Annotated in this window: 18 protein-coding genes and 1 tRNA gene; 12 read left to right on the top strand and 7 right to left on the bottom strand. The window is 40.0% G+C overall.

Features of this window, described 5'->3' with window-relative positions:
* Positions 1-58 precede the first annotated feature (58 nt).
* Positions 59-871, top strand: coding sequence for an MBL fold metallo-hydrolase (locus tag Q0486_RS09535; protein ID WP_299232385.1), 813 nt, complete (start codon positions 59-61; stop codon positions 869-871).
* 66 nt (positions 872-937) lie between these two features.
* Here Q0486_RS09535 and Q0486_RS09530 read toward each other — a convergent pair whose 3' ends face one another.
* Genes Q0486_RS09530 through Q0486_RS09515 form a run of 4 tightly spaced genes read right to left on the bottom strand, consistent with a single transcriptional unit; the run spans position 938 to position 4,842 of the window.
* A complete protein-coding gene (locus Q0486_RS09530) occupies positions 938-1,711 on the bottom strand; it encodes a prephenate dehydrogenase/arogenate dehydrogenase family protein (protein ID WP_287680010.1) in 774 nt (257 codons plus the stop codon).
* Between the two features lie 25 nt (positions 1,712-1,736).
* Entirely contained in the window at positions 1,737-2,804 is a 1,068-nt protein-coding gene (locus Q0486_RS09525) for a bifunctional 3-deoxy-7-phosphoheptulonate synthase/chorismate mutase type II (protein WP_154042941.1), read from the bottom strand.
* A 36-nt stretch (positions 2,805-2,840) separates the two neighbouring features.
* Complete coding sequence (locus Q0486_RS09520; RefSeq protein WP_299232381.1) at positions 2,841-4,025, bottom strand: aminotransferase class I/II-fold pyridoxal phosphate-dependent enzyme; 1,185 nt, start codon at positions 4,023-4,025, stop codon at positions 2,841-2,843.
* A complete protein-coding gene (locus Q0486_RS09515; RefSeq protein WP_154042939.1) occupies positions 4,000-4,842 on the bottom strand; it encodes a prephenate dehydratase in 843 nt (280 codons plus the stop codon). Before Q0486_RS09515 ends, Q0486_RS09520 begins: the two co-directional genes overlap by 26 nt.
* 328 nt (positions 4,843-5,170) lie before the next feature.
* Here Q0486_RS09515 and Q0486_RS09510 point away from each other — a divergent pair, with 328 nt between their 5' ends.
* A complete protein-coding gene (locus tag Q0486_RS09510; protein WP_299232379.1) occupies positions 5,171-6,340 on the top strand; it encodes a PatB family C-S lyase in 1,170 nt (389 codons plus the stop codon).
* Between the two features lie 127 nt (positions 6,341-6,467).
* Here Q0486_RS09510 and Q0486_RS09505 read toward each other — a convergent pair whose 3' ends face one another.
* The 3 genes from Q0486_RS09505 to Q0486_RS09495 form a co-directional block, all read right to left on the bottom strand.
* Positions 6,468-7,421 (bottom strand): tetratricopeptide repeat protein, encoded by a 954-nt coding sequence (locus Q0486_RS09505; protein ID WP_299232377.1) that lies wholly within the window; start codon positions 7,419-7,421, stop codon positions 6,468-6,470.
* A gap of 100 nt (positions 7,422-7,521) precedes the next feature.
* Positions 7,522-7,594, bottom strand: a tRNA-Lys gene (locus Q0486_RS09500).
* Between the two features lie 247 nt (positions 7,595-7,841).
* Positions 7,842-8,264: a helix-turn-helix transcriptional regulator gene (locus Q0486_RS09495; protein WP_299232376.1), complete on the bottom strand. Its 423-nt coding sequence runs from the start codon at positions 8,262-8,264 to the stop codon at positions 7,842-7,844.
* Between the two features lie 147 nt (positions 8,265-8,411).
* Here Q0486_RS09495 and Q0486_RS09490 point away from each other — a divergent pair, with 147 nt between their 5' ends.
* The 10 genes from Q0486_RS09490 to Q0486_RS09445 all read left to right on the top strand — a co-directional run bounded on the left by Q0486_RS09490 (position 8,412) and on the right by Q0486_RS09445 (position 16,025).
* Positions 8,412-8,651: a hypothetical protein gene (locus Q0486_RS09490; RefSeq protein ID WP_204446320.1), complete on the top strand. Its 240-nt coding sequence runs from the start codon at positions 8,412-8,414 to the stop codon at positions 8,649-8,651.
* 1 nt (position 8,652) lies between these two features.
* The gene (locus Q0486_RS09485; protein WP_299232375.1) at positions 8,653-9,210 is read left to right on the top strand and encodes a helix-turn-helix transcriptional regulator; all 558 of its coding nucleotides are present in this window, start codon (positions 8,653-8,655) and stop codon (positions 9,208-9,210) included.
* Between the two features lie 5 nt (positions 9,211-9,215).
* Positions 9,216-9,716 (top strand): hypothetical protein, encoded by a 501-nt coding sequence (locus Q0486_RS09480; RefSeq protein WP_299232373.1) that lies wholly within the window; start codon positions 9,216-9,218, stop codon positions 9,714-9,716.
* Between the two features lie 170 nt (positions 9,717-9,886).
* Entirely contained in the window at positions 9,887-10,096 is a 210-nt protein-coding gene (locus Q0486_RS09475) for a hypothetical protein (RefSeq protein ID WP_299232371.1), read from the top strand.
* A gap of 1 nt (position 10,097) precedes the next feature.
* Positions 10,098-10,379, top strand: a complete 282-nt coding sequence (locus Q0486_RS09470; RefSeq protein WP_204446328.1) for a hypothetical protein — start codon at positions 10,098-10,100, stop codon at positions 10,377-10,379.
* Positions 10,376-10,762 (top strand): XRE family transcriptional regulator, encoded by a 387-nt coding sequence (locus Q0486_RS09465; RefSeq protein WP_299232370.1) that lies wholly within the window; start codon positions 10,376-10,378, stop codon positions 10,760-10,762. The genes Q0486_RS09470 and Q0486_RS09465 overlap by 4 nt, the downstream gene beginning before the upstream one ends.
* Complete coding sequence (dnaG, locus tag Q0486_RS09460; RefSeq protein WP_299232369.1) at positions 10,759-14,754, top strand: DNA primase; 3,996 nt, start codon at positions 10,759-10,761, stop codon at positions 14,752-14,754. The genes Q0486_RS09465 and dnaG overlap by 4 nt, the downstream gene beginning before the upstream one ends.
* 10 nt (positions 14,755-14,764) lie before the next feature.
* A complete protein-coding gene (locus Q0486_RS09455) occupies positions 14,765-14,956 on the top strand; it encodes a hypothetical protein (RefSeq protein ID WP_299232367.1) in 192 nt (63 codons plus the stop codon).
* A gap of 27 nt (positions 14,957-14,983) precedes the next feature.
* Positions 14,984-15,340: a hypothetical protein gene (locus tag Q0486_RS09450; RefSeq protein ID WP_299232365.1), complete on the top strand. Its 357-nt coding sequence runs from the start codon at positions 14,984-14,986 to the stop codon at positions 15,338-15,340.
* A gap of 4 nt (positions 15,341-15,344) precedes the next feature.
* Positions 15,345-16,025: a hypothetical protein gene (locus tag Q0486_RS09445; RefSeq protein WP_299232364.1), complete on the top strand. Its 681-nt coding sequence runs from the start codon at positions 15,345-15,347 to the stop codon at positions 16,023-16,025.
* Position 16,026: the final 1 nt, after the last annotated feature.

The following is a 16,026-nucleotide window of genomic DNA, read 5'->3' as shown; positions in this document are numbered from 1 at the left end:
TTCATCAGGTTTTTAAGCGGATTTTTATTTTTAACGAATGTAATCTGATAACAGATTTATGCAAGGAAATTCAAAAATTACAATGCTTGGTACTGGTAATGCTGCCGTAACCAAATGTTATAACACCTGCTTCGCAATTCACAATGGAAATGACTTGCTGCTGGTTGATGGCGGTGGAGGAAATGGTATCCTCGTACAGCTTGAGAAGGCAGGTATCGAGATAAACGATATACATGATATTTTTATAACTCATGCTCATACAGACCATATCTTGGGTATAATATGGATAGTCAGAACCATAGCACAGAGAATGCAGCAGGGAAAATATAACGGTGAGCTTAATGTATATTCTCATGACAAGGCGATACATGTTCTTGACTGGATATGCAGAAACACTCTGCCAAAGAAGATTGTTGCAAGGATAGGGAATGGCATCAACTTCAATGTCCTGTCGGAAAATGATAAGTTCAGTGCAGCCGGAATGGAAATTCAGTGTTTTGATATATATTCCACAAAAGAGAAACAGTTCGGCTTTAAAGCTGTAACCTCTGACAATAAAACTATTGTCTGTCTGGGCGACGAGCCTTACAATGAGAATAATAAAGAGTATGTGAATAATGCCGACTGGCTCATGTGTGAGGCATTCTGTCTTTATGAGGACAGAGATGTATTCAAACCATATGAGAAACATCACAGTACAGCTCTTGATGCTGGAGTACAGGCGGAGGAACTTGGCGTGAAAAACCTGTTGTTGTACCACACAGAGGATAAGACTCTTCCGAGCCGTAAAGAAAAATATACTGCTGAGGCTAAAAAGAATTTCAATGGTAATGTTTATGTTCCGGACGATCTGGAAGTACTGGATTTATAATACGACTATTGTATAACAATACAGGCTGTTACGTGATTTTTAGTCATGTAACAACCTGTGTATTTATTATTTTATATTGTTTCGAATCTTGCTAAGATAGGCATGCATGCCGTCGGCATCCTTACGGCTTATTATATCAAGAAGCTCGTTCAGTTCGGTACGTATTCCTTCCACCTGTTTGGGGGTACGTGGGTTGAACAGGATTTCCTGAAGCAGATAATCGTCTTCGTTCAAAACTCCCTTTGCTATTGCCATGTGGCGTTTGAATGTTGTACCGGGCGCGTCCTGATGTTTCATCACTGCGGCAAACACGAATGTAGAAACGAACGGGATTGATAGTGAATATGCTACAGTTTCGTCATGTTCATCGAAGGTGTATTCGAAAATGTTGAGTCCAAGTCTTTGGTAAAGATCCTTGAAGAACACTTTGCCCAAACAGTCGCCTTCCTTTATTATTATGGCATTCTCTGTACTCAGCTGGTCGAGGTTGGCAAATGTAGGACCGAACATAGGGTGGGTTGATACATATCTGAAGCCACTGTTGTCGTAGAATTCCTGAAGACCGGTCTTTACTGATGCAATGTCGCTTATGATACAGTCCTGCGGAATTACCGGCAGTACCTGGCGGAATGCGTCGAGCGTGTATTTCACTGTCGCTGCATTTATTACAAGTTCAGGACGGAACTCCTTAATCTCATCCAGTGAAGTAAAACGCAGACAGTTGTACATGAAGCGCAGGTTCTGAGGTTTTATGTCGTAAACTGCCACTTCGTGGTCGAAACTTAATACATCGGTAAAGAAGGAGCCCATTTTTCCGGCTCCCAATATTAATATACGCATCGTCTTGATAATTTTCTTGTTCTTTTTACTTGTTTATTATTTCCATCTGCTGACGTACGCTTTCTTCGTGTATGGCTTCGAATACATGTTTCACAAATTCAGAATCCATACCGCACAGTGTTCCTTGTGCTCCGCGCTTGTCAAGAATTTCATTGTAACGTCCTGTCTGGAGGATAGTCATATTGTGTTCTTTCTTGAATGTTCCGATTTCGCGGCACACACGCATACGTTTTGCCATAATCTCCATCAGCTCGTTGTCGCATTCGTCAATCTGACGTCTCAGCTCGCTGAGGCTTTCTGTAGACTGGTGTTCCTTACGGATTACCAACAGGTTGAGAATATAGTTAAGAATATCCGGTGTCACCTGCTGAGAAGCGTCGCTCCATGCACAGTCAGGGTTACAGTGTGATTCTACTATAAGTCCGTCAAAACCGAGGTCCATAGCCTGCTGGCAGAGTGATGCGATGAGCTCGCGTTTGCCGCCGATATGACTTGGGTCGCACAGGATAGGTAGGTTAGGAATGCGTCTTCTCAGTTCGATAGGAATATGCCATTGCGGAAGATTACGGTAAATCTTCTTATCGTACGATGAGAAGCCGCGGTGAATGGCGCCTAATCTCTTGATTCCTGCATTGTTTATTCTTTCCATTGCTCCAATCCATAACTCCAGATCTGGGTTTACAGGGTTCTTTACATATACAGGTATGTCAACTCCCTTCAAGGCATCTGCTATTTCCTGCACTGCAAACGGATTGGCTGTGGTGCGTGCACCTATCCACAATATATCTATTCCGGCTTTAAGGCATTCGTAAACGTGTTTTGCTGTCGCAACTTCTGTGGCAACATACATTCCGGTTTCTTTCTTCACTTCTTTCAGCCATGCCAGACCGTCAACTCCTACACCTTCGAAACCTCCCGGTTTGGTACGTGGTTTCCATATACCTGCGCGGAAGATTTTTGTTCCGTTGTCGGCCAACTGTTTTGCAGTTGTCATTACTTGTTCTTCTGTTTCTGCGCTGCAAGGTCCTGCTATGATTAATGGACGTTCTTCTGATACGCCTTCCAGTCTGATAGGTTCTAATTCGAGTGCCATAGTTGTAATCTTTTAGTAGTTATTTGTATTTTCTTTTTATTTCATATTCTTTATTCTCTCAAGTGCTTCTGCCAGTTTTTCTTCTTTGGCGCAAAGCGAAATACGGATATACCTCTTTCCGTTGCTTCCGAAGATGAATCCCGGTGTTATGAATACTCTTGCCTGATGCAGAACTTTTTCTGTCAGTTCCTCTACATCTGTATAAGTTTCAGGTATTTTGCCCCAGAGGAACATTCCTACCTGATTCTTATCGAATGTACATCCCAGCACGTTCATTATTTCTTCGGCAAGCTTTCTGCGGCGGCTGTAAACATTGAAGTTGGCTTCTTCGTGCCATTCGGCGCTGTTGTTATATGCCTGTGCGGCTGCCAGCTGTAATGGACGGAAGGTACCGGAATCGATGTTGCTCTTTATTTTCAGTATCCACTGTACGAAAGTGGCGTTTGTTGCCAGCATTCCCACACGCCAGCCCGGCATGTTATGGCTCTTACTCATAGAGTTGAATTCTATACAGCATTCTTTGGCTCCGGGAACATTGAGTATGCTTATCGGCTTTTTGTTCAGGATGAAGCTGTATGGATTGTCGTTCACTACTACGATGTTTTGACGGCGTGCGAAATCAACAATCTTTTCGTACAGTTCCATTGTGGCATTTGCTCCTGTAGGCATGTTTGGGTAGTTGGTCCACATGATTTTTACTCCTGTAAGATCCATCTTCTCCAATTCGTCGAAATCAGGCTGCCAGTTGTTGTCCTCGCGAAGGTTATAGTTGATTATTTCACTTCCAAGAATCTTGTTCAGCGATGTATAGGTAGGGTAGCCAGGGTTTGGAACAAGAACCTTATCACCAGGATTTACCAAAGCCAGTGTCACGTGCAGGATACCTTCCTTTGAACCGATAAGAGGCTGTATCTCTGTGGCAGGGTCGAGGTCTACATTGTACCATCTTTTATACCAGTCGGCCATGGCTTTTCTCAGTTCGGGTATTCCCACTGTAGGCTGGTAGCCGTGAGCGTCAGTTTTTTTGGCATTTTCGCAAAGGACATTGATTGTTTCTTCTGAAGGCGGCATGTCCGGGCTGCCTATTCCGAGGCTTATCACGTTTTTACCTTCGGCATTCATCTTTGCCACTTCCTTCAGCTTTCTGCTGAAATAGTATTCGCTGACATTTGCCAGTCTGTCGGCCGGCTGTATGTTATATTGTTGATTCTCCTTCTGCATATTCTCCTAAAATTTTAAGTGCTTTTGTAAGCGGTGTAACTGCATCTATAGACTGTTTGTATCTTAAATAATCATTGAACATTACGTCAACGTAGAACATGTATTCCCATTCGCGTCCGATAATCGGCAGTGACTGTATCTTTGTCAGGTTTATCTTATAGAATGAGAAGATTGACAAAACCTGTGAGAGGCTTCCTTCGCTGTGAGGGAGAGAGAATACTATGTTTGCCTTGTTTACCTTAGAGCGGTCTTTCAACTCGTCTGCCAGCCATGGATTGCTGATGACCAGAAATCTGGTGAAGTTGTGTTTGTTTGTTTCTATACCTTCTTCCAGAATCTTCATGTCGTAAAGTCCGGCGGCATATTTGGAGCAGATGGCTGCATGTCCTCTCAGGTTGTTTTTTCTGATATTCTCGGCGCTACCTGCTGTGTCTTCCGTTTCTACTACCTTCAGTTCCGGATGGTTGTGCAGGAAATCGCGGCACTGCGCCAGGGCTACAGGGTGGGAGTTTACTTCGGTGAGGTCTTCCCAATTATCTTCCGGCAGACACATGATGCTGTGGCTTATTCTGAGTTTGTGTTCTCCTATGATAGTGGCGCCGCTTTCACGAAGTAATTCGTAATTATGCAGCAGGCTTCCGGCTATTGTATTCTCTATTGCAATCACACCTATCACGTCGCTGTCCTTTTTCATCTGTGCAAAAACTTCTTCGAATGTATTACAACAGATAAGTTCTATCTCTTCATCCTTAAAATATTTATGGGCAGCTATGTCGTGATACGAGCCCTTTACTCCTTGAATTGCTATCTTTCTCATTTTTTTATTATATCGTTAAAAAAAAATCCCACTTCATATAGAAGCGGGATTTCGTTATTTTATTTTGTATTGATTATCTTGCGTATCTTACACATACGACTTCCCGCTTCACTTTATTGCTAAAGTAAAAGTAATAAAAGAAAAAGAAGAAGTATGTTGCAAATGTTCTCATGTTATACTTTTTGTTATTATTTCTGTTGCAAATGTAATACTTTTCTTGAAAAAACAAGAATATGATGAAAAATTTCTTCAAAATTTTTAATTTTCGGGCATTATTAGCTTATTTTGTAATGCAGGTTTAATATTTATAATACATAGAATAATCATTATGAAGTATAATTTTGATGAATTGATTGACAGAAGAAATACAAATGCTGTCAAGATTGACGAAATGAAAGATGTATGGGGTAGAGACGATCTTATTCCTATGTGGGTGGCCGATATGGACTTTGCTACACCTGACTTTGTGGTTGACGCTGTAAAGAAGCGTTGTGAGCATCCTGTATTCGGATATACTGTAAAGTCTGACGGTTATTATAACTCTATCATAAACTGGGTTAAGGGTCGTTATGGAATGGAGATTGAGAAAAAACACATCAACTATGTTCCCGGAATAGTTGCCGGTTTAGGAATGGCATTGAATTGTTTCACGGCTCCAGGTGATAAAGTAGTTATTATGCCACCTGTATATCATCCTTTTGCATGGCTGACAAAAAGAAACAACAGACAGTTGGTAGAATGTCCTATGATATTCGAAAATGGTGAGTACAGAATGAATCTTGAACTTCTTAGAAGTATAAAGAAAGGAGTGAGGGTACTTATTCTCTGTAATCCTCATAATCCGGGTGGGGTAGTGTGGAAAAGAGAAGAGCTTGAGGAATTGGCTGAGATCTGTGCTGAGGATAATATTTTAGTGTTCTCTGACGAGATACATGCCGATTTGACGCTTCCTCCTCATAAACATCTTCCTTTTGCAATGGTGTCTGAGAAAGCAAAAAAGAATTCAATAACATTTATGGCTCCAAGCAAAACATTCAATATGCCAGGTGTGGCAGCATCGCACACTATAATATATAATGACGCTTTACGTGGAAGGTTTGAGACTTATCTTGAGGCCGGTGAGTTGAACGCGGGTCATGTATTTGCCTTTCCTGCAGTAGAGGCTGCCTATTCCAACGGAACAGAGTGGTTGGACCAGTGTCTGGATTATATTCAGGGAAATATAGATTATGTTGATTCTTTCTTAAAGGAAAACACTCCGAAAATCAAGGCTATACGTCCTATGGCTTCGTATCTGATATGGCTTGACTGTCGTGAACTCGGGTTGAACCATGAGGAATTGAATTCATTCTTTGCGGAGAAAGCCGGTCTGGCATTGAATGATGGTGAAATGTTTGGTCGTGAAGGTGCGGGATTTATGAGAATGAATGTCGGAACCCAGCGTTCTGTTGTTGAACGTGCTATGAAACAATTGGCAGAAGCTTATAAATCTTTATAATATCTAAAAGATAAAAGCCCGGAAATATAAGTTATTTACGCTTTTATTTCCGGGCTTTTCTTTTGAAGAATCTTTTAAAACCTTTTTAAACGGCATTTAAATTGTTTTTAAACACTGTCTTAAGAGATTAATAAATTCCTACTTTATTTTCCTGAGAGAAATTGTTGTAATTCCCGTTTATCAGGTTTTCACTTTCAGGGTTCAGCTCGATAGCCTTTTTTAAATCCTCAACCGAACCATCCTTGTCTCCTTTCAGTAATTTGGCACGACCTCTTTCCTGATATAGTTTTGCGTTCTCAGGAGAGAGTTCAATTGCTTCATCATAAATAGCGATAGCTTGGTCGAATTCTTTGTTTTGCAGAAAAGCTGTCCCTTTCACTATATATGCTTTTTCATTGAAAGGGTTTAATGAGATTACTTTATCCAGATATGATATACCTTCTTCAAGGTTTCCTATAGTAGCACAAATTTCACCTTTTAGGACTAATGCATCTTCATCGTCACATTCTTTCGATAATATTGCGTTAAGGTCTTCTATAGCCTCTTTAGCCTGACGCATGTCCCAAAGTATCTCAGCTCTCAACTGATAGGCATCCTTGAAATCTTCGTCTATTGCAATGGCTTTTGTCAGCATTACTATTGCTTGGATATAATTTTTGATTCCTTTCTCTGCCTTGGCTGACAGGTAGAAAGCTGCTTTGTTTTTGTCATCAATTGCGATAGCCTTGTCGCATACATCCTTCATTGTAGAGTAATCCTCCTGAATAAAGCATACGCTTGCGAGCGAAAGAAGAATTTTTGTATCTTCAGGTGCAATTTCCACCAGTCTATTGTATACTTTTCTAGCTTCGTCCGTTTTTCCGGTCTGAAGATAGGATGCTGCGAGATATTCCATAGTCTCTACATCTTCTTTTATAGCTGTAGCCTCTTCGAAGCATTTTATGGCATACGGTAATTGTCGGATATTACGTGCTCTTATGCCATCGTATTTTAAAATCTCAAAGTTTTTCTTTTCCTGTTTTTCCTGTTCGTTGCTTTCGTTTTTCTTATTACTGCTGAACAGTGATGATAATAGACCCATATCGTTAAAATATTTATTTGTTAAGTGCCTGCAAAATTACAAAATTCAATTGATGAATACAAAAAAAGAGAATGCCATGTCCGACATTCTCTTTCCTTCGTACACCCTCAGGGATTCGAACCCTGGACCCACTGATTAAGAGTCAGTTGCTCTACCAACTGAGCTAAGAGTGCATTGCCTGTTGTTTGAGGTTCCTGGCGGAATGAAAATAACATTATAAGTCAGTCCTTTGCGACAAATTTTTACTACATTTTTACTACATCAATTGTTATAATGTGTTTAAATCGCCATAAATCAGTAAGCGTTCTCCGGCTTTATCACTACATATTTAATCAAGATAAAGCCGGTACCACACATTATATATATCATTAATTTTAGGTTTTAACCGCAATTTTTACTACAATTTTTACTACACTGACCTTAATCGCTTATATCTGAATCTTTTAGCACAATATTCTGTTGGTGAAGTAATAATTGTATCATTCTTTCCTTTTCTTTCAATCTAATCTTCAAATGCTCAATCTCTCGCTGCTGATCATTATAGCTCATTGCAATAGTATTACCATTCCCATTTATTCCATTAATTGTATTTCCGGATGATAAATCGATGCCTGTTTCAATCTTATTTACCGGTTCTGGCTGCTGGTATTCCCTTTCGAAGAAATAATCCATAGGTACCTGAAAGAAATCTGCAATTCTTTCAAGTTTGATGCATCCAATTTCGGCACCTTTTTCTGTCGTTCTGTTCAGTGTCGTGGCCGAAATATTAACCTTTTCGCAAAAATCTACCTTCTTGATTCTGCGTTCTTCTAATAATTCGTTGATTCTTTGTGGTTTAAACATAGCGTATTGTTTTTATGACATCTTAAATTGTTTAGAATAAGTTTAAATAATAAAACAATACGCAAAATAAAGAGGCGAATTGTGTGAATTATCAAACTTATTGTTTATGTTTGCAGTATAAAATTAAGACTAAAAATTGAACTGACAATGAAGAAAACGACAGAAATTCAAAAAATGGTATCTAAAAACCATACGAAAACGCAATGTTCGCTTAAGGAATTGTTTGAATCGGCCAGCGATGAATTAAGAGTGAAATTCCGTGATGCGTATCTGCTGACAACCGGAATGAGCTATTCTACTTTCTATTATAAGGTACGCAATAATTCTTTCCGTCCTCTCGAAGAGAAAGCTTTTTATGATGTTTTGTCTAACTATCCATTGTATTGATATGCTGTTACGTAACATTGAATTTTATAACACACCTTCAGGTGAGGTGGTTATATCAGAGCCACACAAGCCTATCCGTGTCCTTGAGGAATCAGATACGGAACTAATCAATGAACTGCTTGATGTCATAAGAGATAGATTTCCTCTCGCTTACAAACGCCTAAGCGAAAATTATACCAGGAGCGAAAAAAACATATCTCACTATAATTACCGGATGGTAAAAAGGTTTATCCGCTGCAACATGGGTGAATACGATCAGAACCACATGGATATAGACCATAACGGAACATTCCATTTCGAAGAAGTCAAATGTCCGTTGCGAGGCGAATGCCGTGACGAATGTATTATATGCAAGCCTGAAATGAATACCAGTCTGACAACTCGTGAAATGGATGTGTTCCGGCTCATAGTTGAAAATTACCAGATGGACGGTATAGCCGACGAACTTAATATCTCAATTGCTACGGTTAACCGGCACCGGGAAAACATAAAAGCCAAGTTAGGTTTGCGTTCAGTCAAGGAGATGATAACATATTGGTTTAATAATCACTTAAAATAAATACTATGTACAGGATAGACGTTTTTGAAAAAGCTGCCGAGAAATGTGGCTATAAGCTTGACTATGTAAAATATGACGGAAATATGCATATCCTGTTTGCTGAAGGTTTCATTCCTAACCTTCCTTATAAAGTTAAATGGGATTCAATGGGGAGTTGCACCAAGCTGAATGGTACGCATTTACCGCAATTCAATCTGCCGATATCATCCGTATATGCTGACCGAATGCTGGAATCTATTAATGATAACATTCTTCAGAACTATATACAATTAACGCAGATAATAGAGAAGGCTGCTGAATTATGTGGCTACGAGGTATATGTATATAATATTCCGTCAGTAAAAATACATGGATTTATTCCAGGAGTGGAAGGACGTTTCTATTGGGATTTCAATGGATTCTGTTATAGGCATAAAGACAACAAACGTATGCTGCAATACGATTTACCACTTCAATCAGCTCACGAACAATTAAAATTGGAGGAATTCAAAAATGTATGCGGATAAAGATTCAAACAGCAATGTTTCACTTATGGAAATGACCTCTAATGAAGTTTATGTCCTCACAGAAGCATTAGTAAGATATTCCACCAATCCTGATATACCGGTAGGCAATCGGATAGTGGCAAAAAATATAGCCTGCGAAATTTCCAATAACAATATAAAATATGCGAGCCATGATAATGAATTTCAGCATAAATAAGAAATTGGTAAAATTCATTTTGGAAGAGATTAATGATAAGAATCTTCCAATCAATTGCGTTACCGGAAAGACAACAAAAGAAGTGTCCGAATATATGATAGATGTCGAGTTTTCCTTTGATGATAAAGACCAAAATATCTTTAACGATATGTTATGCAGCTGCATCAACAATAACCAATTCTGATATGGACGACGATTTCAAACAATACAGACTTCCGGACGATGATAATGGCTCATGGATATTATCTACAATTTCCCGGATAGGGCTGGATGAATTTACGGAGCAGGAAAGTAAGGTTACTGCAGCTCTTGATAAGCTTAAGCCGGGTAAGTTTTATGACCTTCATGATCTGCCTGTCGAGAAACGGGAAATGTTCATCCGTTTATCATGCCTTTATATCCGTTCTCATCCGGAGGTAGCTTTTAGCAATGATTACTCACGAATCGAAAAAATGAAAACAGTATGAATAATGGTAGTTGGAAACAGAATGAGATAGAATATCTTACTGAAAATATCGGTAAGCTTACATTGGCTGAATTGGCTGCAGCACTTGGCAAAACAGAGTTGGCCGTAAAGCTGTACATGCACCGTCACAGGATGAATATCGGACCGGTCGTTAAGAGGAACCTTCTGCAGGAACTGCTGCGTATGAAGTTCGGAAATCCTAAATTCTTTCAGCCCACCCGTGAGTTCTATGCAGAGATAGGAATTACCCAACGACGGTTCTGGGATTTGTTCCATGGCCGTAAGCAGATTACCGATGCCGAATATCTGCAGTTTGCGAAATATTTTAATGTATCACTCGAGGAAGCCTTCGAAGCTCGACAATTAAACCTATTCCAAGAATGAATTTTCAAGATGCTATAAAATACATAAAGGATTCGATAAACATTCAGGATGTTATATCCGAATTCGTTAATCTGAAGAAAAGAGGTATCAATTATATCGGATTGTGTCCATTCCATAATGACCGACATTCTTCCTTCTCTGTCAGCCCAACAAAGCAGATATATAAGTGCTTTGCATGCGGAAAGACTGGCGATGTATATCAGTTCCTCGTCGAGCATGAGAATATGACATTCCCGGAAGCTGTTCAGTGGTGTGCCAGACGTCTCGGTCTTACAATAGATGAAGATAAGGATTCCACTCCGGAACAGATTCAGCAGCGCAAGCATCGTGAAAGCCTACGAATCGTGATGAACGCATCATGCGATTTCTTTCGTGACCAGCTTCAGCATGCTGCAACCTATCTCCAAGATCGAGGATATTATGTCGATGATGATATCCTCAAGACATATAAGGTAGGATATGCTCCTAACGGCAATGTTCTTTCCAAGGAACTCCCACGCCAAGGATATAATCCAGATCTGATGCATGAAGTGAACCTTATTGCTACTGGCCAATATGGTCAGTATGATATTTTCCAGGGACGAATCATGTTCCCATTCCTCGATAATCAGGGAAACGTGGTCGGCTATACCGGTCGAATCCTTCAGGCTCGTGACGGTGTTGCTAAGTATTCCAACACCAAGGATACACCCTTATTTAATAAAGGTTCATACCTTTTCGGTTTGTTCCAGGCACGCCAGTCCATCGGCCAAATGGGATTTGCTTATCTTGTGGAAGGTCAGTTCGATGTAATGTCGCTTGCTGCAGTAGGAGTGACCAATGCTGTAGCATCGTCAGGAACGGCCTTGACAGATACCCAGGTAAAGCTTCTCTCTAAGTACACCCGTGAGGTTGTTTTAAATTACGATGGCGATGCAGCCGGCCAGAAAGCTTGCCGAAAGACAGCAGCCATGATGCTCAAGTTCGGTCTTGAGGTAAAATGCATATTATTGCCTGATGGAAAAGATCCGGACGATATAGCCAAGGAGAAAGGTTCCGAAACAGCCATTTTCCTTAAAAATAATACACGTGATATAGTGTCATACCTCTGCCTTCAGATTTCAAAAGAGGAATTGAGTGATCCTGCAATTAAGGAACAGCATTTGAACGAATTATGTGAGATAGTTTCCAATTGCGCATCGCCAACATTGCGACATTCTTATGCCCAGATAATATCCAATCGCCTTTCCATTCCTGCAGATATGGTATTGTCACGTATCAAAACATACCTTTCCAAGAAACCGGAACAGGCTGAACAGGACGATTTGAAACCTGGATTGTATGGTCTTGACGTACTTCCTCAAGGCGAAGGCAGCATACATATTACTTGTGATTGGAATGAATTCCTCGAAGGTTATGGCGAAGAAATGCAGCTTTATATCCATGAGAAACTGTCGATGCAGGATATTCAGGAGATGAGAAGAAAATGCACCCTTCTGGACGTTGACTATGCAGACCTCAGCATCCAGAAGGATGGACGTGAATCTATCTTGCTATCGGCCATGGCAGATTGTTACCGTAATGGTATCACAGAAATATCTGTCAATTATAGTGCCGACAGTCAGTCCTTAGACAGCCTTCCGGATGATACAGACAGTTCAGACAATTATATAAATAGAGAATACCATGATGAAGTATGGACATTCATCAATACCTATGTATATAAATACCATATATTCCTTCGTGATGTCAATCCATACGACCACACACCATATATACAGAGATGTGCCGAACTGATAGCATGTGCCGATGATTCTGTTCGTATTATAAACTATGCCAAATACCAGGTATGGCTCAGCCTGACCAAACAGCAGCTTAACGAAATTCTCAAACCGTTCCTGGCAAAACGAAAATCACGCATGGCCATCAATGCTCAGCGTGATGACGACGATATCTATTACGATCCGGACCAGTTGCCGGACTACGTAGAGAATGAACCGAAGTATCAGCAGATGTATCAGCAATGCAAGTTCTATCCGAAACTCAACCATGAAGGAATTCCTGTATGCTACATCTTCAAGAATGGTAACGACAAAGGCCATACCATGGTAGGTGACTTCTTTATGGAACCACTCCTTCACATTCAGTCAGACATCGATGAAGACAATAAAAGAGTAGTCAAGATAAACAGAAGATATTATAAACAGCCGATTTATTTGGAAGTGCAGTCAAAGGCATTTCTCAAGAAATCAACAATTGAAGAAAGGTTAATTATGTTGGAAGCAGTAAACTTTACAGACGGTGAGGAAAAACACTGGACAAAGATTCGTGAATGGATGTCCCGTAATTTCGTTACCTGCAAGGAAATCAAAATCTATGGTAATCAGCAGACAGACGGATTCTCCAAAAAAGAGGACAATATGTTCTTTGCTTTTGCAAACGGAATATACCATCAGGTGGATGGAGAGTGGCGGTTCGATGCCGTGAACGAATTAGGAGTAGTTACTCATAACAAAAAGAACTATTACCTTCCGGCTTTCTCCACTATCTATGCCGGGAGTGACAACCAGGATAAATACGAGCTCGTATCCACCTTATATTATAAAGAACTCCCCCCTGAACAGCGGTGCAGCTTCGAGAAGTGGGCCGACCTGATGAACAGGGTATATAAGATGAACAACAACGGCAAATGGGCAATCCTGTATGCAGTTATGTGTGCCTTCCGTATCAATATCCATTGCCAGGATCGCCTTTTCACGGCACCATTCTTCATGGGACCGATGTCCTCAGGTAAAACACAGATTGCGATATCTATCCGTAGCCTGTTCATATCTCCAAAAGTACCAATCTTCAACCTGAATATCGGTACTGATGCAGCCATGAGCACTTTGATGTCCACCTTCCGTGATGTTCCGGTTGTCCTCGATGAATATAACAACAAGGATATATCCGATGTGAAGTTTCAGGCATTGAAAGGCATCGTGTATGACGGTGACGGAAAGCAGAAACGAAGAGGAACTTCCGGCAAGGAAATAGAGAACGAAAAGGTCTATACACCGGTAGTAATATGCGGTCAGGAAACACCACAGCGAGACGACAACGCATTGATGTCACGTATCATAGTGTGCGAAGTCCCCAAGCCGGCCAAAGCTAGAACGCAGGAGGAACTCGACCTCTTTGCGGAACTAAAGGATATCGAGGAACGTGGACTTTCCAATGTCCTGCTTGAGATACTGAAGCTTCGTACCACTGTAATGGATAAATTCCGAGTTTTGAAACAGGAATGTTACAAAGAACTCAAGTCCAGAATGAGCAGCACTGGAGAAGTTGACCGTCTCATGAAGACAGCTTCATTATTCTTGGCCACATGCAAACTCCTGACTGAACATTCGGATCTGAAACTTCCTTTCACATACGAAGAATTCTTCGAGATAGCATTTGCTAAAATCAACTTCCAGATAGAGCTTATAAGCAAAACAGACAAGTTGGCCACATTCTTCAAAGCTATGGATGTGATGATTGATACCAAGGCAATAATCGAAGGACGTGACTACGATATTGTCGAACAATCCAAGGTTACAGTCAAGTCTCCAGGTGGTGAGAGAAGCGAGGTACAGCTTCCTGCAGGAACCAAGGTATTGTATCTCCGAATGGGAGCAATATACACCCAGTACGCACGCAGTTCCTACAATAAGGAAGAATCTACCCAATCAACTATCGAGCAGAACCTTCGTTCCAATCCGGCTTACATCGGTCTTGTAAATTCACGACGATTTAAGTGGTACACTACTATCGAAGTCCCTCGTGGCGGTGTAGAAGAGAACACGTCCGGAACAGGCACACAGATAGATAATACCATGGTCAAGAAAGTGGAACGTCAGGAAGCCATATCAAGCTGTATCGCTATCAACTACGATATGTTCCGTCAGATATACGACATCGACCTGCAGCGCAAGCCTGAAGGCGAGGATGAACCAAAACAAGAATCAGACAAAGAAGATTTACCATTTTAAATTATAAACTATGAGCGATAAAATTGATCCACGAGCTAAAGCTGATGTTATTACCGAATTAAGAGAACAACAGCATGAAAGAGAAAAGAAATTAAAGATGTTGCGAGTGACAGGCTCAACTATTCTTCTTGTTCCTCGCAAAAAGCAGAACGAGAAGTATGCAGAGGAATACAGACGAAAGAAAATGAAACTTAATTATTGATATGAAAACGATTAAATAAAAAGAATTATGACTAAAAAAGATTTTATAAAGAAATTTCCGGACGTTAAAGTACAAAAGTTTGAGACAAAAACTGTGTTATGTAGAGCTGAAGCTCAAAAGCTTATAAAAGAAACTATGGATAGTTTGGGTATGGGCCTTATTATGATGGAACGCTCAGGCAGGTGGATAACTTGCTTTACTTCAGTGAAGATGAAGAATGCACTAGATAAAATGGTGAAGGGGGTTAAACTGACTGATCCGAACACAGGTAATTGTGGTGTTATCGTTTCAGATAAGCCATTCATTATGTGTGGCGAGTATTGTATAGAGGTAGAATTCCCGGAGAATTCAGGTGTTTATAGTTGTGAATATTTTATTGATTAGTAATATGGCTAAAATAAAAACTATAAAAATAAAATTGGGAGCTAATTGTTATGATATTGAGGTAAAATGTAATTCATCAGGTTTGTTTACTTTCGATGCTCCTGCAGAGTTAAGATCTTTGATTGAAAAATTAGATTTGGCTCAATCTTATAGATATAGCTCTTTGAAAGAACTTGAAGACATGGTTTATAAAATCATCGGCGAATATAAAGAGGCTGAAATAAAAACAAGATTAGTTGTACACATAAGATTTGCTGCCAGAGGTGAAATTACAAGAGGTGAAGATGGATATATATTACCACAATTCAGTGATATTGGAGGGAAGTATTATCTATCTTTATTCGGTGGTGAAAAAGACAGTGCGTTAAAATTCGGTTATTCAATTCTTATAGAGGAATCGATAAACGGCAACATCTCTTATTATAATGCTATCAAGACGGGAAGCACTTACAATAGCCCTGTATATAGAAGAATTGGAGATTATATTGCGAGCAATTACAGGTATCACACAAATAAGGATGATTTGATATTACCTTATACAGACGATATAATTAATAGTTTAAAGTCGATTGAGCGACAATTGAAAAATGCTGCTGTATTTTTATCTGAATTACTTGATAATGACAAAGTGGAAATGATTTTATCATCAGGGAATTTTAAATTATTAGAGAATAAAGAGATTTGAT

This window comes from uncultured Bacteroides sp. (assembly GCF_937912035.1).
Taxonomy (GTDB): Bacteria; Bacteroidota; Bacteroidia; order Bacteroidales; family Bacteroidaceae; genus Phocaeicola.
The sequence above is the reverse complement of the archived record's forward strand: the minus strand, read 5'-3'. Positions and strand labels throughout refer to the sequence as shown.